At 67.8% G+C, this 21140-nt stretch carries 15 protein-coding genes and 2 tRNA genes; 8 read left to right on the top strand and 9 right to left on the bottom strand.

Features of this window, described 5'->3' with window-relative positions; genetic code table 11:
• Positions 1 to 220: 220 nt before the first annotated feature.
• A complete protein-coding gene (locus tag IH26_RS64820) occupies positions 221 to 604 on the top strand; it encodes a hypothetical protein (RefSeq protein WP_425394464.1) in 384 nt (127 codons plus the stop codon).
• Positions 601 to 1131: a hypothetical protein gene (locus tag IH26_RS56765; protein ID WP_051809812.1), complete on the top strand. Its 531-nt coding sequence runs from the start codon at positions 601 to 603 to the stop codon at positions 1129 to 1131. The genes IH26_RS64820 and IH26_RS56765 overlap by 4 nt, the downstream gene beginning before the upstream one ends.
• A gap of 3 nt (positions 1132 to 1134) precedes the next feature.
• Here the strand turns inward: IH26_RS56765 and IH26_RS0147345 are convergent, their stop codons facing one another.
• Positions 1135 to 1695: a class I SAM-dependent methyltransferase gene (locus IH26_RS0147345; protein WP_034217675.1), complete on the bottom strand. Its 561-nt coding sequence runs from the start codon at positions 1693 to 1695 to the stop codon at positions 1135 to 1137.
• 126 nt (positions 1696 to 1821) lie between these two features.
• On the bottom strand, positions 1822 to 2112 hold the full coding sequence (locus IH26_RS0147350) for a hypothetical protein (RefSeq protein ID WP_030442891.1): 291 nt from the start codon (positions 2110 to 2112) through the stop codon (positions 1822 to 1824).
• A 183-nt stretch (positions 2113 to 2295) separates the two neighbouring features.
• Here IH26_RS0147350 and IH26_RS0147355 point away from each other — a divergent pair.
• Positions 2296 to 2368: transfer RNA gene (locus IH26_RS0147355), tRNA-Asn, on the top strand.
• 63 nt (positions 2369 to 2431) lie between these two features.
• Here the strand turns inward: IH26_RS0147355 and IH26_RS0147360 are convergent.
• Positions 2432 to 7570, bottom strand: a complete 5139-nt coding sequence (locus tag IH26_RS0147360) for a LamG-like jellyroll fold domain-containing protein (protein WP_030442892.1) — start codon at positions 7568 to 7570, stop codon at positions 2432 to 2434.
• A gap of 237 nt (positions 7571 to 7807) precedes the next feature.
• On the opposite strand from IH26_RS0147360, the gene IH26_RS0147365 reads away from it, so the two are divergent.
• The gene (locus tag IH26_RS0147365; RefSeq protein WP_030442893.1) at positions 7808 to 8065 is read left to right on the top strand and encodes a type 2 periplasmic-binding domain-containing protein; all 258 of its coding nucleotides are present in this window, start codon (positions 7808 to 7810) and stop codon (positions 8063 to 8065) included.
• On the opposite strand, the gene IH26_RS0147370 is transcribed toward IH26_RS0147365, so the two are convergent.
• The gene (locus IH26_RS0147370) at positions 8062 to 9957 is read right to left on the bottom strand and encodes an ABC transporter ATP-binding protein (protein WP_030442894.1); all 1896 of its coding nucleotides are present in this window, start codon (positions 9955 to 9957) and stop codon (positions 8062 to 8064) included. The two genes, IH26_RS0147365 and IH26_RS0147370, sit on opposite strands and share 4 nt — an antisense overlap.
• Positions 9958 to 10142: 185 nt before the next feature.
• Between IH26_RS0147370 and IH26_RS0147375 the strand changes: the two genes are divergently transcribed.
• Positions 10143 to 11405, top strand: coding sequence for an FAD-dependent oxidoreductase (locus tag IH26_RS0147375; protein ID WP_030442895.1), 1263 nt, complete (start codon positions 10143 to 10145; stop codon positions 11403 to 11405).
• Between the two features lie 47 nt (positions 11406 to 11452).
• Positions 11453 to 11526, top strand: a tRNA-Ile gene (locus IH26_RS0147380).
• Here the strand turns inward: IH26_RS0147380 and IH26_RS59025 are convergent.
• The 4 genes from IH26_RS59025 to IH26_RS0147405 form a co-directional block, all read right to left on the bottom strand.
• Complete coding sequence (locus tag IH26_RS59025; protein ID WP_084599775.1) at positions 11486 to 13051, bottom strand: recombinase family protein; 1566 nt, start codon at positions 13049 to 13051, stop codon at positions 11486 to 11488. The genes IH26_RS0147380 and IH26_RS59025 overlap by 41 nt on opposite strands.
• A 16-nt stretch (positions 13052 to 13067) precedes the next feature.
• Positions 13068 to 13292: a hypothetical protein gene (locus IH26_RS54915; RefSeq protein ID WP_034217648.1), complete on the bottom strand. Its 225-nt coding sequence runs from the start codon at positions 13290 to 13292 to the stop codon at positions 13068 to 13070.
• Positions 13293 to 13390: 98 nt separating this feature from the next.
• The gene (locus IH26_RS0147400) at positions 13391 to 14263 is read right to left on the bottom strand and encodes a replication-relaxation family protein (RefSeq protein ID WP_030442898.1); all 873 of its coding nucleotides are present in this window, start codon (positions 14261 to 14263) and stop codon (positions 13391 to 13393) included.
• A 590-nt stretch (positions 14264 to 14853) separates the two neighbouring features.
• Positions 14854 to 15051, bottom strand: a complete 198-nt coding sequence (locus IH26_RS0147405) for a helix-turn-helix transcriptional regulator (protein ID WP_051809814.1) — start codon at positions 15049 to 15051, stop codon at positions 14854 to 14856.
• 181 nt (positions 15052 to 15232) lie between these two features.
• On the opposite strand from IH26_RS0147405, the gene IH26_RS0147410 reads away from it, so the two are divergent.
• Positions 15233 to 15457 carry a hypothetical protein gene (locus IH26_RS0147410; protein ID WP_030442900.1) on the top strand — a complete coding sequence of 75 codons (225 nt, stop codon included), beginning with the start codon at positions 15233 to 15235 and terminating at the stop codon, positions 15455 to 15457.
• A 328-nt stretch (positions 15458 to 15785) separates the two neighbouring features.
• Positions 15786 to 18218, top strand: coding sequence for an ATP-binding protein (locus tag IH26_RS0147415; RefSeq protein WP_157437772.1), 2433 nt, complete (start codon positions 15786 to 15788; stop codon positions 18216 to 18218).
• Between the two features lie 237 nt (positions 18219 to 18455).
• Here IH26_RS0147415 and IH26_RS0147420 read toward each other — a convergent pair whose 3' ends face one another.
• The gene (locus IH26_RS0147420; protein WP_030442902.1) at positions 18456 to 20513 is read right to left on the bottom strand and encodes a Shedu anti-phage system protein SduA domain-containing protein; all 2058 of its coding nucleotides are present in this window, start codon (positions 20511 to 20513) and stop codon (positions 18456 to 18458) included.
• Positions 20514 to 21140: the final 627 nt, after the last annotated feature.

The following is a 21140-nucleotide window of genomic DNA, read 5'->3' on the forward strand; positions in this document are numbered from 1 at the left end:
AGCCCGTCGCCAGTCGGCAACGCGCTCGCCCTCGGGATGTCTCTCGACAAGCGGAAACCTACCGACCGCATCGGCCACCGTCAATCGGTAGCGCTCCCATTGATAGTCGGGATCGATCCGGACCCGCTCGGGACCCGGGGGCGGGTAGTGCTGGACAAGCCGCTCGCCTCGGGGGAACACGCGATCGCGCTGTACAACTCGACGGACCGGCTCGCGACCGGTGGCGAGCACCGGACTGCCGCCGGCCTCGGCCTATCGGCTGGGGGATGTGTGGACGGGCGGGGTGACGCAGGCCCGGGACACGATCGAGGGGGCGGTTCCGGCGCACGGGACGGTCGTCTACAAGGTACGGCCGGCCGGTGACCCGCGGGCGATCGCTCCCGCGGTGACGGTGGGCGGGAGCACGGGCATGGTGGTCCCGGTGACCGGGATTCCGCGGACCAGCACCGTGGTGAATCGCCGGGCCGGCGCGCTGACCGACGTCGGGGTGACACCATCCGCGCCGAGTAAGTCTCAGTCGGCGGATGGGTCGGGCATAGCCTGCCGACAGCTGACTCCCGCACCTTTTCGAGAAGCAACTGATCTCGGGAAGGACGAAAGATGACCACTGATCAGGTCGCACCCCGGCAGCACGGCGAGCCGTCGTACGGCGCCCCCTACGGCCAGCCCACGTCGTTGCCGGAGCCGGTCACGGCCCCCATCTCCGGGGAATGGGCCCCGCCCACGGACCCGTGGGCGGGGACGCCGAGCGGCGGGGTATCCCCGGCGGCCCCGGCCGCCGAGGGCAAGTGGACCGCCAAGAAGGTGATCGCGGCGGTGGCGCTGACCGCGGCGCTGGCCGGCGGGGCCGGGTTCGGGATCGGGATGGCGGTGGAGAGCGGAAGCAGCAGCTCGACCCAGCAGGGCCCGGGCGGCGGGATGCCGGGCGGCGGCAACGGCGGCCCCGGCGGCGGCTTCGGCAACCAGCAGGGCGGCACCGGCACTACTCAGCAGGGCGGCACTGGCACCGGCACCACCCAGCAGGGCGGGACGGGCACCACCCAGAACGGGACCGGCACCGGCACCACCCAGCAGCAACAGGCCGGGACGATACCGCAGGGCACCACCCAGAACGGCTCGTCGACGACGTGACCGTCACGCCCTGAGCAGCGCCACCAGGAAATCCGACCCAGGGGTGAACGGGCGGAGATCCCAGGTGCTCAGCAGCAGGTCGGGGCGGAGGCCGGCGGCCGCGGCATCGGCGAGGAAGGCATCGAACTCGTACCCACGATCGGCGCCGAAGCCGACCGCGAGCCGCCCGCCCTCCCGCAGGCGACCACCCAGCCGGCGCAGGATCTCCACCCGCGTGCCGGGCGCCACGAAGGTCATCACATTGCCGGCGCACACCACCACATCGAACTCGCCCGGCACGTCCCATTCGGCGAGATCGCCGACTAGCCACTCGCCCTTGGGATGCTCCTCCCGTGCGACGGCGATCAGCTCCGGATCGAGATCGACCCCGACCACCTCGTGCCCCGCGTCGACGAGAAACCCACCGACCCGCCCGGTGCCGCACCCGGCATCGAGAATCCGCGACCCACGCCCCACCATGGCGTCGACCATCCGGGCCTCGCCCCCGAGGTCCATGCCGCCGGCCGCCAGATCCCGGAACCGCTGGATGTACCGCCGCGAATGCTCCGGGTTCTCGGCGACCATCCGCCGCCAGAGATTCTCGTCGGTCACCGCGCTTCTCCTCTGGTTCGTTCACGTCGTACACGGTCGTTCACGGGAAACGGGAAACGGCCGCCCCCGAGCCGGGAGCGGCCGTTTCCCATCTTGCCCTCAGACCGTGCCGGAGCCTTTGTTGTTCGAGCCGGCCAGCGAGTCGGCCGGGGTGGAGTTCGTGGTGGCCTGCAGCTTCTCGCCCAGCTTGGAGGACTGCAGCTTGTCCTTGCCCTCCGAGTAGAGCTTGGTGGCCTGCGCCTGGGCGACGCCGGCCGCTTCCTGCACCGACGGGCTCTCCCACAGCTTCTTGGCGCTGTCCCGAATCTCCTCGTACTTCTCCCGGCCGGCGCGGCTGCCCAGGACGAAGCCCGCCGCGAGGCCGGTGAGGAACATCAGCTTTCCGCGCATGGTGGCGGCTCCTTCCGATAGTGACGCGCGTGCGTCTCTGCGGTGCCATACCCATCCTGCCCGTTTGGTACTCCTGGACCAGGTGTTTCACCCCGCTGCGGCGCGCCGGGTATCCCCTTCGCGCCGGGGGCCGGGGGTCATGTACTCTGTTCTCCGGCACCGGGCAAGACGGGTGCTGCACGATCCCCGATAGCTCAATTGGCAGAGCAGCCGGCTGTTAACCGGCAGGTTATAGGTTCGAGTCCTATTCGGGGAGCTTCTTACCAGGGGTCCTCTTCGTCGCCGACCAGCATAGCCGGTCCGCAACCCCCTCTTATGGTCATCTCTTGTCGCCGGAGCGCGTCCAGGTGACGGTGATGGGTGCCGATCGCTGGATCGGGCGGCCGGCGCGGTCGAAGGCGACCAGCAGGTAGGTCCAGGCGCCCACCGAGTGCGACACGGTCGCCGTGCAGGATGCGATGGTCTTGCCGCACGAAATGACGGTGAGCTTGCGGTCCCGGTAGGTCGTGATCTTCAGGGTGGTGCCGGACGGCCACAAGCCGGTGGCGTGGCCGGTGAGGGTGACCTTCTGACCGGACTTCGGATGGGTGGTGCCGGCGGTCAGGCTCAGGGCTCGGCCGGTGACGACGAGGGTTGCCGTGCCGCTCGACGACGCGTACGGCAAGGCGGCGATGTAGCTGGCGGTCAGATGATGGGTGCCCGCCGACAGGCCGGGTACGGTCAGCGTCGCCGTGCCGCCGCTGGTCAGCGTCTTGCGGCCGAGCAGGACCCCGTCGCCGGTGAAGGTCACCGATCCGCGCGGCACGCCGGCCGGCGACGTGACCCGGGCCAGCAGGGTGACCGGCGTCTTCTCCCGGGCCGGGCTCGGCGACACCGCCAGCGTGGTCGTCGTCCGCGCCGGGCCCACCACCACCCGGGTCACGGCGCTCCCGGCGGCATAGTTGGCGTCGCCCGCATACGCGGCGGTGATGGTGTGCTCGCCGACGGCCGGTCGGTCGAGGATGATCGCGGCCCGGCCGCCCGCGACGATCGGCGCCTGGCCCAGCGCGTGCCCGGATTCGGTGAAGGTGACCGAGCCGGTGGGCGCCGTGCCCCCGCCCGCGCCGCCGACCACGGCCGTGATCGTGACCGGATCGCCGTACGCGGGAAGCTTGTCGGCAGTGACCGTGACCGCCGGAGCGGCCTGGCCGATCGTCAGGGCGAGGCTCGCCTGGCTCGGCTGGGTCACGCCGTCGCCCGGGTACGCGACCATCAAGGTGTGCGTGCCGACCGGCAGCAGCGGCATGGCGATCGTCGTCGCGCCCGCCGCGTCCAGGCCGGCCCGGGCCAGTTCGACGCCGTTCTCGCCGACCGTGACAGCCCCGGTCGCCGCCGGGGTGCCCGTCGTCCGGGTCACCTTGGCCGCGATCGCGACCGGGTCGCCGTACCGGACCGGGTTGGGCGCGGCCGTCGCGGTGATGGCCGAGGGCGAGAGGGCGGGCGTGGTGGGACTCGTGAAGTAGCGGACCGTGTCGGCATCGCTCGCGGTCGACGTGCCTGCGGGCGTGGTGACCAGCACGTGGGCGAGATCGGCGCCGGCCGGCGCGGTGACGCTCAGTGCGTAGGGCGACAGCACCGTGAAGGTCGCGGGCTTGCCGCCGACCGCCACCGCGGTGGTCCCGCCCAGGTTGGCGCCGCCGACGGTCAGCACCGACCCGCCGGTGTCCGGCACGGCCGGCGGGCTCACCGAGCTCACGGACGGCGTGGGTGCCGCCGGCCCGGTGCACGGCAGGGCGATGACCAGCCCGACCTTCGGCGGCGGGATGTCGAACGGTTCGGTGGTCGCGGTGGCGGACTCCCCCGATGCCGTACGGCACGTGTCCGAGCTCGCGGAGACCCGGTAGGTGCCGGCGACCGCGTCCCAGTGGAAGGCGCCGCCGTCGCCAGTGGTCTCGGGATTGTCGGTCGGCGAGATCCGGTCGCTGCCGTTCGGGACCGGGTCGAACCCGCCCGACGCGTTCCGGCTCAGCAGCGTGACGGTCGATCCGGCGACGGGCGTGCCGCGACTGTCCACCACCGTCCCGCTCGGATCGATCTTCTCGCTGAAACCGTCCACCAGCTCGTCGAGCATCTTGTTCAGCAGGATCGCGATGGTCACGGCACAGAGCACCGGAATGATCGCCTCGGGACCGAGCGCCAGTTCCGGCAGCAGCATGGAGGCGTCGATGCCACCGAGTGACCCCTCGAGGAGCGCCTGCACCATCGTCACCCCGGCCTCGGCGCCTCCCTCTTCGGTGATACCGCCGGTCGTCACCGCTTTGACGGCGTCCGCCGCCATCTTGATGATGGAGAACCCGCCCTGAGTGTCCTTGATGTCTTTGTAGACGGTCTTGTAGTTGACCGCGGGGCCCTCGGCGACGCCGCCGTCCGAGGTCACCAGGACCCGGCTCGTGGCGAACTCGCTCTCCGGGAGCGTGACGTCGATCCGGGTCTCCGAGACGTAGCTGACCTTGGGCGCCGGGGTGTCGCCCACGATCACCTGCGTGGTCGGGGTGAATCCGGTGCCGGTCACGCTCACCACGTCGCCGGCCTTGTCGCCGGGCGTGATCGCGGTGACGTGCGAATAGTGGAAGGTGCCGAGCGTACGGCTGGTCCCGTCGGCGAAGGTGACCACGACCGGGACGTCGCCGGAGCCGGGCGGGCTGGTCAGCGTGTAGACGTGCGGCTGGTTGCGGTGGAACGTGGCGGGCTTGCCGCCGAAGGTGAAGCCGGTGACCGCGGTGTCCTCGGTGATCGCGACGAACACCGGCGTGCCGCCCGCGCCGTCGCCGCCGGTCGGCGTGAAGGGCGGCAGGGCGGCACAGTTGATCACCGGGATGACCTTGGCGGTGCCGTGCATGGGCGCCAGCGCCGGAATCAGCGCGAGGTACTTGCCGGAGCCCTTGGGCTGCTCGCGCAGCGGGAAGAACCGCTGCCGCACCTGGCCGGTGCCGGTGTCGGTGGCCTCGAGGTAGACGAAGCCGGTCCCGTTGGCGCAGCCGGTCAGGCTCAGCGTCGACGGCTCGCCCCAGAAGACGGTGGGCACGCCGGTCTGGGTGCCCAGGCTGGGGCTGGTCAGCGAGGCACCCGGCGGCAGGGCCGGTACCGGCAGGGTGAGGTCGGCGGTCCTGTGCGCCTCGTCCGCGCCCACGGTCAGCGGCACGGTCACGGGGGCACCGCCGGAGGCGTCGCCCGAGCTGGGCGGGAACGCCGTCAGGCCGTAGCTGCCCGGGCTGATGATCATGCGGTACGCGCCGGCGCCGTCGGTGACCGCGGTGGTGCAGCCCGCCGATTCCCGGCAGGCCTGTACCCGGCTGCCGGCCGCCCCGTGGCCGCCGTAGCTGACGGTGCCTTCCAGGACCGCGCCGCTCGCCCCGGCCAATGCCCGGCCGTAGTGCTCGGCGATCCGGTCGGCCGGCAGCGCCGCCGGGTAGACGGAGACGTCGTCGATCGCACCGCTGTAGGTCGTCCGCAGCGGGGCGACCGCGCCGGTCAGCGTCACGCCGGTGCTCGTGCCGGCCACGTGCCCGTCGACGTAGAAGACGACCGTCCGGGTCGTCGTGTCATAGGTGTACGCGACCTGGTGCCAGGCGCCGTCGGTGAGCGCGGCCAACTGGTTCGGCGCCTCGGCCTTGTTGCCGGTGCTGTCCGACAGCCGCAGCGCCGCCCCGCCCACGCAACCGTTGTCGGCGTACAGCGAAAGGCCGTTGACCTTGAGGTAGGTCGCCGCGCCGCAGATGGTGCCGGCCAGCGTGCCCTTGACCCACAGCTCCACGGTCTGCGATTCGGTCGCGGCCGGCAGGCCCGCGGGCGAGGCGGCGAGTCCGTCGCCGGCCGGGCCGCCCTGCAGCCCCTGGTCACTGCCCGTCGCGCCCTGGACCGAGGTGGCCGCGGTCGCCCGGGAGCCGTTGAGACACTTGCCCGACAGGTCGAGCGCGACCCGGGCGCCGGTCGGCTCGTCGAGCGGGTAGTACCGGACCGGCGAGTCGGCGGCCACGGCGCCGGCATATCCGGTGGCGGGCGGCGTGGCGCAGGCCGGGCCGGCGTTCAGCGCGGCGGTGAAGTGGGCCGCGATCCGCGCGGCGGGCAGCGCCGCCGGGTAGACGGCGACGTCGTCGACGGTCCCGCCGTAGGTGGTCTCCAGCGGGGCGGCCGTGCCGGCCAGCGAGACGCCGGTGGTGGCGCCGGCCGCCACGCCGTCGACGTAGAAGGTCACGGTGCGCGTGGTGGCGTCGTATTCGTACGCGATCTGATGCCACGAATTGTCGGTGAGCGTGGCGAGTTGGTCCGGCACGGCCGCCTGGTTGCCGTTGGCGTCGGCCAGCCGTAGCGCCCCACTGCCGACGCAGCCGTTGTCCGCGAACAGGGCAAGCCCGTCAATCTTGAGGTACGACGCGGAGCCGCAGGTCGTGCCGATCAGGTCGCCCTTGACCCACAGTTCGACGGTCTGCGACTCGGCCGGGGTCGGCAGTCCGGCCGAGGACGCCTCGAGGCCGTTGCCGGCCGCGTCGCCGCGCAGCGCCTGGTCGCCGGCGACGAACGGGCCGGTCGTGGTGACCGCGGCGGTGGCGCGCGACCCGTTGAAGCAATTGCCCGAGGCGTCCAGCGCGACCCGGCCGCCGTTCGGCTCGTCCAGCGCGTACAGCCGGGCCGGCGTGTCGGCCAGCACGCTCTGCTCGTACGCCGAGGACGGGGTGGCCGCGCAGGAACCGCCACCGGCCAGGGCGGCGGAGAAGTGCGCGGCGAGACGGGCCGGGCTCAGCGCCGAGGGGTAGACGGCGAGTTCGTCGAGGCCGCCGCCGAAGGTGGTGCGCAGCGGCGCCGCCGCGCCGGAGAGCGTGACGCCCGCGGTGGTGCTGACCGCCACGCCGTCGACGTAGAGGACGACCTTGCCGGCGGCCGCGTCGTACGAGAAGGCGATCTGATGCCAGGCGCCGTCGCTGAGGCCGGCCAGTCGGTTCGGCGCCTCGGCCCGGTTGCCGGTCGCGTCGGACAGGCGCAGGGCCGCCCCGCCGACGCAGCCGTTGTCGGCGTAGAACGAGAGTCCGTTGACCGTGAGGTACCGGGCCGAGCCGCAGCCGGAGAGGTCCGATGGCTGGCCCTGGACCCACAATTCCACGGTTTGCGACTCGGCCGCCCCGGGGAGCCCGTCCGCGGGCAACGTGACCGCGGGGATCGTGGGCCCCGTGCGCACCGCGCCGTCGGTCTCGCCGGCCAACGCGCCGGCGGGCAGGTGCGTCACGTCGGCGGCGATCGTCCCGTCGTGGCCGTGGCCCGAGGAGTCCGCGGCCGTGCCGCCGGCGTCGTCGAGACGCAGGTAGGCGGCCGGCTTGTCGGCTTCGACGACCGAGGCGTAGGTCGCCGTGGCGGCCTCCGCGTGCATGGTGGCGACCGCGACCGTGGCGATGGTGACGACCGGCACGACGGCGGCGGCGATCAACCGCCGCCACGCCTGGCGGCCTCGGACGGACCCGTGGCGGGGATGCATCGATGTCCTCTCGCAGACCTCGCGGCGTCGGGCGCCGTCCCCGTCATCCTCGGCAGGACCGCGACCCGCGGGCATCGGCCGAGGTGCTCGACGCAACGCTCTGACCAGGGGCCTTGCGCCGATCGTTCAGCCGGGCGGACCGGCCGCCCGGCTACTTGCCTCCGGCGAGGTAGTTGTCTAAGGCAACCGATGACGCCGGTGAGCTGCCCGGCGAGGCCGGGTGCGATCGCGCTGCACGTGCTCAGCCGCAGCGACTGCCTGATGACCGCCCCCGAAGCCATGTGCCGCCCGCCGATCGACGCCTTCGGCCTCACCACCGAGCCGCTGCCGCTCCCGGTCGAGCGGCCGCCGATCGTCTGCACCTGGCACCAGCGGTACGACGCCGACCCGCCGCACTCCTGGCTGCGCGCGCAGGTCCGAGCCGCCCTCGAGAACGTGACGAACTAACGGTCGATCTGGTAGCCGGCCGCCTGCAAGGTGAACAGCTCCGCGTACCGCCCGGCGGCGGCCATCAACTCGAGGTGGGTGCCGGCCTGTTCGAGGGCGCCCTCGTGCAGGACGTAGATCTGGTCGGCGTGGGTGATGTTCGCCAGTCGATGGGTGATCAGGATGGTCGTCTTGTCGCCCTGCCGGCCGCGCAGGGCCTGGAACAACGCGTCCTCGGCGCGCGGGTCGAGCGCCGAGGACGGCTCGTCCATGATCAGCAGCGGCGCGTCGCGGTAGAAACCGCGGGCGGCGGTGATCCGCTGCCACTGGCCGCCGGACAGGTCCTGCCCGTCCTTGAACGTACGATCCAGCAGGGTGTCGTAGCCGTGCGGCAGCTCCCGGATCATCTCGTGCGCCGCCGCGAGGCCGGCCGCGGTCTCCACCCGGACCGGATGGGCGTCGGTGTCGATGTCGCCCATCGCGATGTTCGTGGTCGCGCTGAACGGCCACTTGTGGTGGTCCTGCAGCACCACCGCGATCTGCCCGAGCAGCTGCGCCGGGTCCCAGTCGGCGAGCGGCCGCCCGTTCCAGGTGATCCGCCCGCCGGTCGGCACCCGAAGCCCGGCGATCATCGCGGCCAGCGTGGACTTGCCCGAGCCGTTCTCGCCGACCAGGGCGATGGTCTGGCCGGCCCGGATGGTCAGCGTCAGGTCGTCGACCGCGGGCCGGTCCCGATCCGGATAGCGCAGCGACACCCCGTGCACGCCGAGCTCGACCAGCCGCCCGGGCGACGGCCGGTCCCGCTCCAGACCCAGGGTCAGGTAGTCCTCGGCGGCACCCAGAAACTTGACGTACTCGTTGAAGAACTGGCCGCTGGCGTACACCCGGTCGATCTGGAACGTCAGCAACGACAGCGCCCGCTGGGCCGCCTGCACCGCCACCACGCAGGTCGCCGCCGCGGCCAGCGGGATCTGCCCGTCCAGCAGCAGCGCCCCGAGCAGCACGTACACGCCGGTCAGCGCGATCCCGCCGACGGCGGCGCCGATGCTGGTCGTGGTCGTGACCCGCTTCGCCACCGCGAGCTCGACCGCGATCTGCGCCCCCATCACCCGGTCGTAAAGACCAAGCAAAAACTTCCGCAGCCCGTACGAGCGCAGCTCCGCCGCCGATTTCCGCTCGGCCATCAGCGTCTGCAGCACCCATTGCCGCCGCCGGCGGGTCGAGCTGGCGAGATAGCTCTTGAACTTCTCGTGTCCCGCGCGCAGCGCCGCGTACCCGGTCGGCACCGTCGCCACCAGCAGCGCGAGCAGCAGAAACGGGTTGATCGTCACGACCGCGACGGTGACCGCGAGCAGCGACACCACCCCGGCGAACAGGTTCATCGTGTTCTGCACCAGCTCGATCGCCGCCTCGGTGCCGCGGGTCGCCCGTTCCATGCCCTCCGCGAACGCCTCGTCGTCGAACGCCGCGAGCTCGACCGCCGTGGTGTGCTCGAACAACTCGCGCTCCACCGCCTGATGCACCCGCGGGGTGAGCCCGTTCAGCGCGTAACCGATCGCCATGCCCAGGGCGCCGCGGGTCGCGGTGGCGATCGCCAGCAGGATCAGGGCCGGCAGCGCGGCCCGGACCCGGTCCGGGGTCGGCCCGCCGGCGAACAGCTGGATCAGCACCCGCTGGGTGGCCAGCAGGCCGAACGCGGCCATCGCCCCCGACACCAGGGTCGCGCCGGTCGCCGCCGCCGTCCGCCACCGGTCGGCGCGCCACGCGACCAGGACCGCCTTGACGACCAGACCGGGCAGCTCGGTGAACACCCCCAGCAGGCCGGTCTCGGCGCGCCGGCGCAGCCCGGTCTCCCACCAGGAGGGCCGGAACTCGGGCAGCACCGGGTCGTTCTGGTCTGTGCTGGCGCTCACTTTCCGGTCCTCCTCGTGGTTGGCTCGCCCCCTTCACACCATCACCTTTTGTCGACGGCGACTCAACCGACCGTCATCAATGCGCGGCACTCAGTCCGGTTCATCCAGGTGCAAGGTTTCGCCTCCTGGGCCAGCGACCGCCGTTAGGCTGGGCATTGCCTGTTTCGTCCCCTTGTGAGGTGACCGTGTCGCAGCCCGTGGAGGTGGACGTCGTCATCGTCGGCGGCGGACTCGCCGGTCTCGCCGCCGCGCGCCGGCTGGACCGCGCCGGCGTCGAGTGGCTGCTCGTCGAGGCGGCCGACCGCATCGGCGGCCGAGTGACCACCGACATCATCGACGGCTGGCGGCTCGACCGTGGCTTCCAGGTGCTCAACACGGCGTACCCCCGCATTCCCGCCCTGATCGACATCGCCGCGCTGGACATGCGCTACTTCACCTCCGGCGTGCTGGTCCGGCACGGCGGCGACCTGCGCCGGCTCGACAACCCGCTGCACAACCCGTTCTCCGCCGCCGGGGCTTTGACTTCGGGCGTGGGTACGCTGAGCGACCGGCTCAAGTTCGCCGCGCTCGCCACCCGCTGCGCGACCACCCCGCCGGCCCGGCTGCTGCAGGAGCGCGAGACCACCACCCAGCAGATGCTCCGGCGGGCCGGCCTGTCCCACCGGATGATCGAAGAGGTGCTGCGGCCGTTCCTGTCCGGCGTCTTCGCCGACCGCTCCCTGGACACGTCGAGCCACGTCTTCGCGATGCTGCTGCGATCCTTCACCCGGGGCCGCTTCGGCGTGCCCGCGGCCGGGATGGCCGCCCTGCCCGCCGCGGTGGCCGGCCCACTCCCCTACCCGCAACTGCTGATCGGCGCCCGCACCCTCTCGATCGGCCCCGGCACGGTCATCACCGAGGGCGGCGAGATCCGCTGCCGGGCGGTCGTGGTAGCCACCGACCCGTCCACCGCGTCCACCCTCCTGCCCCAGCTGCCGCCCCCCGACATGCACGGCCTGACCACGTTCTACTTCGGGGCCGACCGCGCCCCGCTGGACGAGCCGACGGTGCTGCTGGACGGCGACCGCCGCGAGATCATCGCCAACACGGCGGTGGTCAGCAACGCCGCGCCCGAGTACGCACCCAGCGGCAGGTCACTCATCGCCGCCACGGTCGTCGGCGTCTCGGCCCCCTCCAGCGCCTCCGAGGCCGTCATCCGCGTGGAACTGGCCCGGATGTACGGCCGGCCGACCGGCTCGTGGCAGCTCCTGAAGGTCGCCAGCATCCCCGAGGCGCTACCCTCGGCCCGCGTCCCACAGGCGACTCTGCGCAAGCCGGTAGACCTCGGCGACGGCCTCTTCGTGGCCGGCGACCACCGCGACAGCCCGTCCATCCAGGGGGCGCTGGCGGGCGGTTGGCGCACGGCCGGAGCGGTACTCGCCTGGCTGGGCGCACGGGTGGCGGCGTAGATCGGTGGCCTGCGAGTTGATTGGCGGGTTAGGATCGCCGCCGGTAAGGGGCGGTAGCTCAGCGGGTTAGAGCAGTCGACTCATAATCGATCGGTCACGGGTTCGAGTCCCGTCCGCCCCACAACCTGACCCCGTGCGCGAAACGCGTCCGCCGGGATGCGGTAGATCGGGACCAGCCGGTCGCCGTCGAACCGGATTTCGGCGATGTGGGTTTCCATGACGGCTTTGCGTTGGCCGAGGGTGCCGCTGTTCAGGACGTCGGTGAGGTGCCGGTGGATCCGCTCGATCTCGGCTGCGTCGGGTGCCCGCGGTAGGACGGTGGCCTCGGTCAACTCGGCGCGGCGTTGGTGGAGCTGGTCGAGCTGGGTGGTGAGGTCGGTGACGCGGCGGCCGCAGGTGGTTTCGTCGAGGGTGCCGTTCTCGAAGGCGGTCAGGTAGCGGTCGATCGCGGCCTGGGTCGCGGCGGCTCTTCCGGTGAGGCTGTCGAGTTCGGCCGTGTGCTGAGCGATTTCTTCTGCGCGCAGGCGGTGTTGGTTGGCGATCGCGGTGGTGATCAGGTCGGTGCGGGCGAAGAAGGCGACAAGCGCTTCTGCGGCGGCGGGATCGAGCAGGTCGGCGTCAATGCGTGGGGCTTGGCAGCCTGCGCGGCCGTAGCGGGTGCGGGAGAAGCAGGTGTAGTAGCGGTAGCGGGGCAGCTTGCCGGTCGCGGAGGCGCCGATGAATTTGCTGCCGCACTCCGGGCAGGTAATCAGGCCGGTTAGGAAGTAGCTGGAGTTCGACGACGCCCGCGACGAGCCGGGTTGCCCGCGTGCGGTGAGGATCCGCTGGCATTCCTCGAACGTGTCCGGGTCGATGAGCGGCTCGTGCGCGTCCGGGGTGACGACGTCGCGGAAGAAGGTCTCGCCCAGGTAGAGCCGGTTGCTGAGCATGGCGTTGATGGTGTGCCCGGAGAACGGCTTGCCGTGCTTGGTGCGTACGCCTTGGGCGTTGAGCCGATCGGCGATCGCTCGGGTGCCCATCCGCGTGCGCGCGTAGGTGGTGAAGATGCTCCGCACGACGTGGTGTTCGTCGGGGTGCGGGAGCAGCCGGTGGGTTTCGGGGTCAATCAGGTAGCCATAGGGTCGTGGTCCATGGGTCCACTCGCCGTTCCCGGCTTTCCGCTCCATTCCGGCGATGACGCGGTCGATAATGACTTCGCGTTCGAATTCGGCGAACGCGCCGAGCATCTGAACGAATAGCCGCCCGGCGGCGCTGGCGGTGTCGAAGGGTTCGGTGGCGGAACGGAAGTGCACGCTGACGTCTTCGAGGTCGTCCATGAGGGTGGCCAGGTCGCGGATGCGGCGGCTGAACCGGTCGAGGCGGTAGACCAGCAGCAGGTCGTACTCGCCGTTGCGGGCGGCGTTGAGCGCGTCGGTGAGGCCGGGCCGGTTCATGGTGGCGCCGGAGGCGTCGTCGGTGAAGCGGGCGACGATCTGCCAGCCCGGCTGCGAGGTGACGTAGGCGGTGAGGCGGTCGGTTTGGGCTTCGATGGTGTAGGGCTGGTGCTCGTCGTCGGTGGAACGCCGGGTGTAGAGGGCGACCCGCAGCCGCGTGTCCGGGGTGATGGGCTCGCGGCGGCGGGTCCTCTTCGTGCGTTTGCTGGGCATCAGGCTCGGTCTCCGGTTACGGCTCGGGCGGGTGATCGGTCAGCCATTGCGCGATCAGGACCGTCCAGAGCTGGACGGCCTGCTGGTACTGCTGCTCGGTCATCGGGATGGTCTTCGGCGGGCCGAGCGTGTGCCGGGGTCCGGTTCGGGTGCTGCCGGTTGTGGTCGAGCGGGTCCGGCGGCCGTGCCGGTCTCGCGTGGCCCGGCTCTTCTTCGGGTTGTGTTCGGGGGTTGGTGGCATAGGGCTCCTCGTGTCGTGGTGTGCGGCATCGGGATCCCCCTTTCGTTGATCTTGCGGTGGCGGATGTCGGTCGATCCCCGCTCCATCCGCCGGTTCTGTCAAGCCACGGCCGGGTCGTCGAACGCGGCCAGGTTCACGGGGTCGGGCATCGGCAGGTCGGACAGGCGTAGCGGCGGGCCAGGGTGACCGTGGACGTGCCAGATCGCGTCGGCGGGGCTGTTGTTGGTCGTGCGGTCGCGGGCGGCGGTGGCGACGGGCACGGCTGCCCGGGTGCCGGTCAGGCGCTCATGGAGGTGGGCTTCGCGGGTGGTGGAGTGCAGCCAGAACAGCACCGGCCAGGCCGGACCGCCGCGGCGGCGGAGTTCCCGGTAGCCGTGCAGCTTGTCGATCAGGACGGGCAGGGCTTCGGTGCCGGTGTCGTGTTCGAGGTAGAACGCCACTGTCGTGTCTTGCTCGGACCAGACGCCCAGCCCGTCGGCGTGGATCGTCGCGATAGTCATGGTGCCGGGCGGGCTGAAGGATTGCAGGCGGGTGTCGGGCCACCATTGGTGCAGGCGTGTGCCGGGGTGAGTGCGTTCGTGGCCGGCGAGGTCGGTGAAGAACTGGTTGATGCCAAGCCGGTGGTCGAGGTTACGGCTGGTCGCGATCCGATGCAGCCGAGCGGTGCTGTCGCCCCGCCTCGGCGGCGCCTGTCCCCTCGATGCGGTGACGATCAGCGCGCCGAGGTGGGCGAGGGCGTAGTGGTACGGGTAGCTGCCGCCCGAGAGACGGAACGGCCGGAACCGCTCGACCAGGCGCAGCTCGGTGAGAGTGGTGAGGCGGCGCTGGGCGTAGTTGAGGCTCGGGAACAGGGCGTGGGCGATCTGGAAACTGGTCAGCACGCCGTGGTCGTGCAGCCAGCCGAGCAGTCGCCAGTCCCGTTCGGTGAGTTGGTGCTGGACTGCGAGGACTTGATCTGGGGGTGTGGTCATAAGCATCGCCTCCTTCAGTTCGTTCGTGCCCTTGGGGAAGAAGACCCCCTGGGTCTTCGGCGTCCTGGTCATCCGCCCGGCGAGCCGGTGACCAGGTCTGTCGGCCGTTGCATGGCGCTCAAGGGGGTCACTCTGAAGCAGGACCGCCTTGGTACCCCGCTTGAGCACAGCGGATCGGACGCGGAGCCGATCCAGGGGGCATGGGCGAAGAGCCGTTGCGCGACCAGACGACGCGACGGCTCACAACAGGTGGAACAGGAACGATGAGCTCGCGGGCGGCGACGCCCGTTGACGGCGTCTTGTCCTCCAACACAGAGTTCCTCACAGCTGTGAGAGTCGAACGCAGCGCGTGAATCGCGCGGGTGTTGGAGGACCTCCCTCCCGGCCCGCCGACGGCGGCCAGGTCAAAGCCGGCAGCCCACCTTTGGACGGTGCTCGGCTGGGTCGGAACGAGACATCCACGGTAGGTCGCGGAGGCAATCCGGGTCAACGAGGTTACGCACAGGCAACGAGCCGTTGAGCAGGGCTGTTAGAACCTGTCAGCTCTTGTCAGACCGCGGTGGCCGGCTCGTCAGGGTCGGACACGCGTCCTACTGCCGCTCGTCCTCTTGGATCCGGTTCGGCCGCTTGGCCGCCCAGTTGCGTACATCGGAGGTACGCCAGATCCTGCCCACGGAAAGGTGCGCGATCGGCTCCGGGAAGTCGGCGCGGTCGACCAGCACGGCCACACGCTGGCGAGTCACGCCGAGATAGTCGGCGATCTCGGCGGCGGCCATGACTTCGTCCATCGATGCCGATCCTCCGATCACAGGCATTGTCGGCCTGACAATCGGGGGGTTGTCTACTAGACAACGGATATGGCACTGTTCCGGATACGCGTGCGATTCAACGCCGCACCGTCGGTGGGTACAGCCCGACCGTCGCCGATCTTGCACCACGCGAGCCGAACTGAAGTTTCGGGAGGCCAACATGTCGAGTGACCAGAACTTCGACCCGATGCGGCGCATCACTCAGCAAGTCGCGGACTGCTTCTCCGCGAGCGGTTACGCCTTCGTCGAAGACGACAAGCTAGAAGCGCTAGCCGCCGTCCTGACCTCGTTCCTAGCGGACGCGGAGATCCCGGTTAACGGCCGGTACAACGCCGAAGGTTGCGCCGGCCGCCGATATCCACTGACCGACTACCTGAGCGGTTGAGGCACGGAACGCGCACAGACGTTAGCCGAGGTCAGGCCCAGGCTTGGGGGCCGAAGGAGGGGCCGGGTCAGCGGCCTTCTCCGAGTCGAATCGCACACCGTAGCGCTCGGCCAGGTCACGCTCGGCGAGCCAGAGGTCAAGACACCCGTACAGCGATACCCGAAGCCCACTGGCGAACAGCTCCCGATCCACCCGTTACAACGCCGCCACCGTCTCGTCCTAACATCAACCTACGAGGCACCAATGGCTGACGTATCCCTCGTCCGCCGGTCCTCAACCGTCACAGATGCTGGAGTCGACGTGTCGAACGAGCCGAAGGCCGGTCAAAGTGCCCAACGAGTATGACGCTGGCAAGGCTGCACTGGATGACCTCATCCAGTGGGCCGACGTGCATGCGGCAGACGGCCGGTTCAACGAGTCAGACACGCGCCTGAAGCTAATCAACGACCTCCTCGAAAAAGTCCTTTGTTGGCCGAGAGCTTCAATCCGCACCGAGGAACCGTCAGGCGCGGGCTTTATGGATTATGTTCTCGGAAGCCCTGGTCCGAAGTTCATAGTAGAGGCGAAACGACAAGGAACCTACTTCGACCTACCTGCAGGGACAACTACCGGCGTGCACTCAATCCAGAGCATTACGGACGGCGCGGGCGGTAAGGCTCTCCGTGACGCGATGGAGCAGGTCACTCGCTATGCAGCCAACGAAGGCATCGCTCCCGCTGCAGTCAGCAATGGGGTGCAACTCGTCATCTTTCTAGCCGTCCGCACGGACAATATTCAGCCGCGCAAGGGACGAGCGCTCGTTTACACCTCCCTCGAAGACATGCGCACAGACTTCAGGAGGCTATGGGATAGCGTGTCACCGTATGGCATCGACGCTAAGCGCCTATATTCGACGCTCCGAGTAACGCCCGTCCCACCACCCGCGCCACTTTCGGTACACCTAGCCAACTATCCTGGCGTGCAGCGCCGGAACGACTTGCAATCAAGCCTTGACATCTTGGGAGATCTATTCCTAATCGACGTTGCAAGGCTTGAGGAGCTCCGGTCAGACTTCCTCCGAGATTGCTATGCCAGCAGCGGAGCGCTTTCGCAGTATGCAATGGTTAGTAAGCAAATCCTGCAATCGCGGTACGAGCTTCTCAAAGAAGAGCAAGGACCTCAGGCTACGCCAGTAATGACAAAGAAGGGCGTTTCGCCAGCGCTGACTCAGGACATGCTAGCTGCTGCGGCCGCCTCGCGCCCTATCGTCTTACTCGGAGACGTGGGTGTCGGGAAGACGACCTTCATTCAGCGCCTGGTTTATGTAGAGGCGCCGGAGCTTTTTGAGAACGCCTTCACTATCTATATAGACTTCGGCGCATCAACGAATCTGGGCGACCTTCGACGATTCGTGATCGACGAGTCCGGGCGCCAGTTGCTAAGCAGACATGACGTTGATATCGAGGATTTTGACTTCGTTGAAGACGTCTATCGTGACGAGTTGAGGCTACAGGAAAAGCGCTTCCTCGGCAGGCTCCGTGATGTCGATCCCGTAATGTACGAACGCGAGCGCTTGATGTTTCTGCAGCGGCTGGTAGAGAACCGTGCCGAACACCTGAGCAAGAGCCTTGAAAGGTTGCGAAACAGTAGACGGCGTCAGATCGTTGTTTTCCTGGACAACATCGATCAACGCAGCGACGAGGATCAAGAACAGGTCTTCTTGATAGCCAACGAACTTGCCCAGAGTTGGCCAGCCACCGTCTTCGTTACCCTGCGGCCAGAAACGTTCTACGCCTCAAGCCGGCGAGGTGCGCTTTCCGGGTACCAGCCCCGAGTGTTTACGATCTCGCCGCCCAGGGCCGACGTAATGCTTCAGCGGCGAGTGGACTTCGCCCTGAAGCAGCTAAACGAGACCGGCCGACTCGGCTCATTTCCGATCGGTGTCACGGTCAACAGCGAGAACCTCATCGACTTCCTGGAAGTGCTTTCTGACAATTTCCGAAGGAACGAGCCTTTAATAGCTCTTATTGACAACATCGCTGGCGGCAACATGCGCCATGCGCTGACGTTCGTTAAGGAGTTTATCGGCAGCGGACACGTGCATACCGGCAAGATCATCGATATCTACCGGGACCAAGGCAGGTACGTCATTGCCGTGCACGAGTTTCTGCGGGCTCTACTTTTCGGTGATTATCGATACTATGATCCGGACTCTTCTCCGATTGCTAACCTGTTCAGAATCTCGCAGCCGGATGGTCGAGAGCACTTCCTTCTGCCAGTCCTCCTCACGCAGACCAAAATTCTGGGAGAGCAGTTCCAGCAGGAGGGTTATGTTGCTGCGGACGCCATACACAGTTACTGCCAGCAGATTGGCTTCAACTCCGACCAGGTCGTCGCTGCGCTCGATTACGCATTGGTTCACCGTCTTCTTGACGCCACACCTCGATTCACCTCTGATGGTCAGGCGATCTATTATCGGATCACGACCGTTGGCGCCTACACGACCAAGGTATTGTTGGCGTACTTTGCATATGTTGATGCCGTCATCACGGATACGCCGATCGTGGATGAGCAGTACCGTCGACTTATAGAGGACGTACACTCTCTCACGGATCGAGTAACACGGACGGAATACTTCCGGCTGTACCTCGACAAGCAATGGTCCCGCATTCCTCGCGGTGCAACGACGTGGGATTGGCCAAGCGTCAGCGGTCAGCTCGCGTCTGACATCACTAGAGTCGGTCGCGTAGCTGACCCGGATGCTTGGAGGCATCGGGACTAGTTTGGAACCTCGCCTCAGCATTTGCGTGACCGGGCTGTCCCTACAGGCAATGGGTTCCCTACGACACTGAGAACCAATTTCACATTCCGAGGTCTCGGGCCCACTGATAGTCCCGACCTACGCAAACCTGAGTCACCTGTTCGCATGGTCGAACGACCTTAGCCGGATGTGCGTCAGTTGGGCTACGCGGCTGCCCGCGTCTTTGAGGTCAACGTGTGCGCATTGCCGCTGTACGCTTCAGCGATCCTCTACGATAAAGCAGGCGCGTTCGTAGAGCTCGTCGAACGTGATGACTTCGACGTCTTGAATGGATCGCCTGTACTGCTCAAATGAAGTGATTTTTTCGGGGTTCGTCGAGCCGCGTTCGGAGAACTCGGTGAGGCTTCCGATCACCACTACCTGTCGTGGGCGAGTGGTCGAAATCTCGATGTCGGTTGGGGTGCCGTCGTCCTTGTAGAACTTGTGCAGTTCGCCGGTTACGAGGCGCAGGGCTTTGTGAGCGGTCTTCTGTACTTGCGCTACCGCGCCGACGACGTCCCTAGAGACCTGGTAGACGTCTGGAGGCCGGTATGGCGTGCTGGCCAGTAGAGGCGTCTTGTGGGTCTTGATTTTGCAGAGTAGTAGACTACTGATGAAACCCTTGGAGCGCATGACCGCGTCACTGCGCTTTCCTGCACCGGTGAAAATGCTGGCGCCGGTCGTGATGCGCTCCAGCTTGCCTTCGTTCAGCGGTTCGCTCGCAACAAGGTTGAGTCCGTACCCAAAGATCCAGGGATTCTCTTCGAAGAGGCCTTGCCAGACTGCCTCAGGACCCGCAGCCCGTTGGCGTTTCTGCTCGAAGTAGTCCGGATCGGTCAGGAGTTGTCGGAATCGATCGAGTTGCGCCTTGCGGTTGCTGATCAGCCTGATGTCTTTCTCCGTGAGAGTGCCGCCGACGGCCGTCTTGACGGCTTCGAGGAGCATCGTACGGTCTTGGCCGGCCAGGAGCCGGGCCAGTTCAGCTTCGTCGCCGACGACCAACCGCGAGCTGTTCTGAGGGGTGTCCAGTGCTATGCAGCCTTGGAGGAAGTCTATGACCTTCCAGAAGTTTTCGTGGACATCGCTGACGTCGACGAGTGCCTTGACGATCTGCGGGACCTCGGTCCCGGGAATTGCTTCCATGGCAGCCATTTTCAAGAACTTGGTCTTGTCCCTCTTCCAGAGTTTGATCCGTGGCGAAAGAGCACCATCCTTATTGATGAGGGCGACATGGAGCAATGTTGCCACCTGAGGACGGTCGTCGAGACGGAACTCCGTGATCAGCCGACCTCTGCGTGTGTCGTAGAAGTAAGGAAACCCTTGACCGCGGATCTCGAGATCCGAGAGGTCCTGCGTTGTGACGTCGAACTCCTTGGACGGGCTGCCGAGACGGAAGTGCTGCAGGATCGGGATGTCGAGCTCCGTCATCTGATTCCTCCAGTCCTGTGGGACGCTCGGCAGCGGCACTACGTCGCCCTCGATGGCGAGGGACTGGACATCCTTACGCTCGAAACGGACAAGTACAGTCTCCAGTCTTTGCCAGATCACGTCGGTGACCGCCTCCGTGTACGCTGGCAAGGCGTCCGAAGGCACGGTTAGGACTGCCTCATATGTGGCGTCGGTCCACCTGTCACCGGGAATGGGGTGGTAGTAGCCGCCGTCGCGGCGCAGCGTCAGTACAGCCGCGCGGACGAGATCGCGGGCGACTTCCTCGCCGTCGTGTTCGAGGAGGCTGTACGTCTGTCCGAGGACGAGGTCGAGTCTGCCGGCGTCGTCGTCCTCGAGCGGCACTGAGACCAAAGGACCGGTGGGCGGTGCCGGAACGGCCGAGTAGATCGGCCGCCCCGATATGAATTCGAAGGGGCGGAGGGTCCAGCCGTCTGGCCCGAGGAGGCGATTCAGCTCCGCGACACGTCGTGAGGACTGATCAAGGTCAAGCTGTACCTCGGGATGCACGGACCGCGTTAGGAAGCCGAGAACAATCTCGTCAGGGCCCTCGAGGAGCCGGAACTGCGGGTATTCGAAGACCCAGTGGTCGGGCCAATCGAGCGGGTTGTTGATCCGGTGCTGGATGATGTCTTCCCGCGCCGTCGTGAAGCGGTCGTCCGTCGACGCCAGCCTATCCAAGGCGTACAGCGGTTCTAAGAAGCCAATCTCGTCGAGCCTTCCCCACCAGGGGCCGCCCTCACCGCACATGTACTCGAAGAGGTCACGCCTTGTGATTGTCGTGATCCTTTGCGTGCTCAGTGGTCTCGGAGAGGCGGCTGACTGCGTCATGCACTCAGGATGGAGGCTCGTCGACTCATCCGGCAGGTGTGAACGGCTTGGAACTTCAGAGGCAGGGATCGTTTGGAAGGTCAGGCGAGCGCCAATTCCGACTGACGCCGGGCATGGCCGGGTCTGTACGGTGGTTCGCGGGTCGGCCCGCAGGCTGGACAGTGCTTTGATGATTTTCTCCGGAGACGGATGGAGGCATGCGGCTTCGAGCTAGGTCCGTGACCGGGAAGGCCGTCCATCAAATGTCCGAACGACCTCGGGTCCGAAACAACCCGATCTCTGTCAGGATGCGACATCAACGCTTGATCGACTTGGCCGACCGTACAGGTAGTGGATCACCGACCACGCTCAGAAAGGATTTCGCATTCTGGGGGTGCGGGCCCACCCGAAACGGATACCCAAACGGAGGGGTCGCGGCCGTCGGCCCTCCGTTCCGGGGGTCGGGTAACGGCAGGTCAACGTTGCCGTTGCCTGGTCGGTGCCCAGGCGGTGGGTCGCTCAGTTCGTTGCGGTCGGCAGGTCGATGTCCTGAAGTTCCACCCTCGAACCGGACACCTTGAAACCAGACAGTGGTCTGGGGGAAGGATGTTCCGGTGCCCCGCCCTTCGAAGTACAACGAGGATTTCC

This window comes from Actinoplanes subtropicus (assembly GCF_000721705.1).
GTDB lineage: Bacteria > Actinomycetota > Actinomycetes > Mycobacteriales > Micromonosporaceae > Actinoplanes > Actinoplanes subtropicus.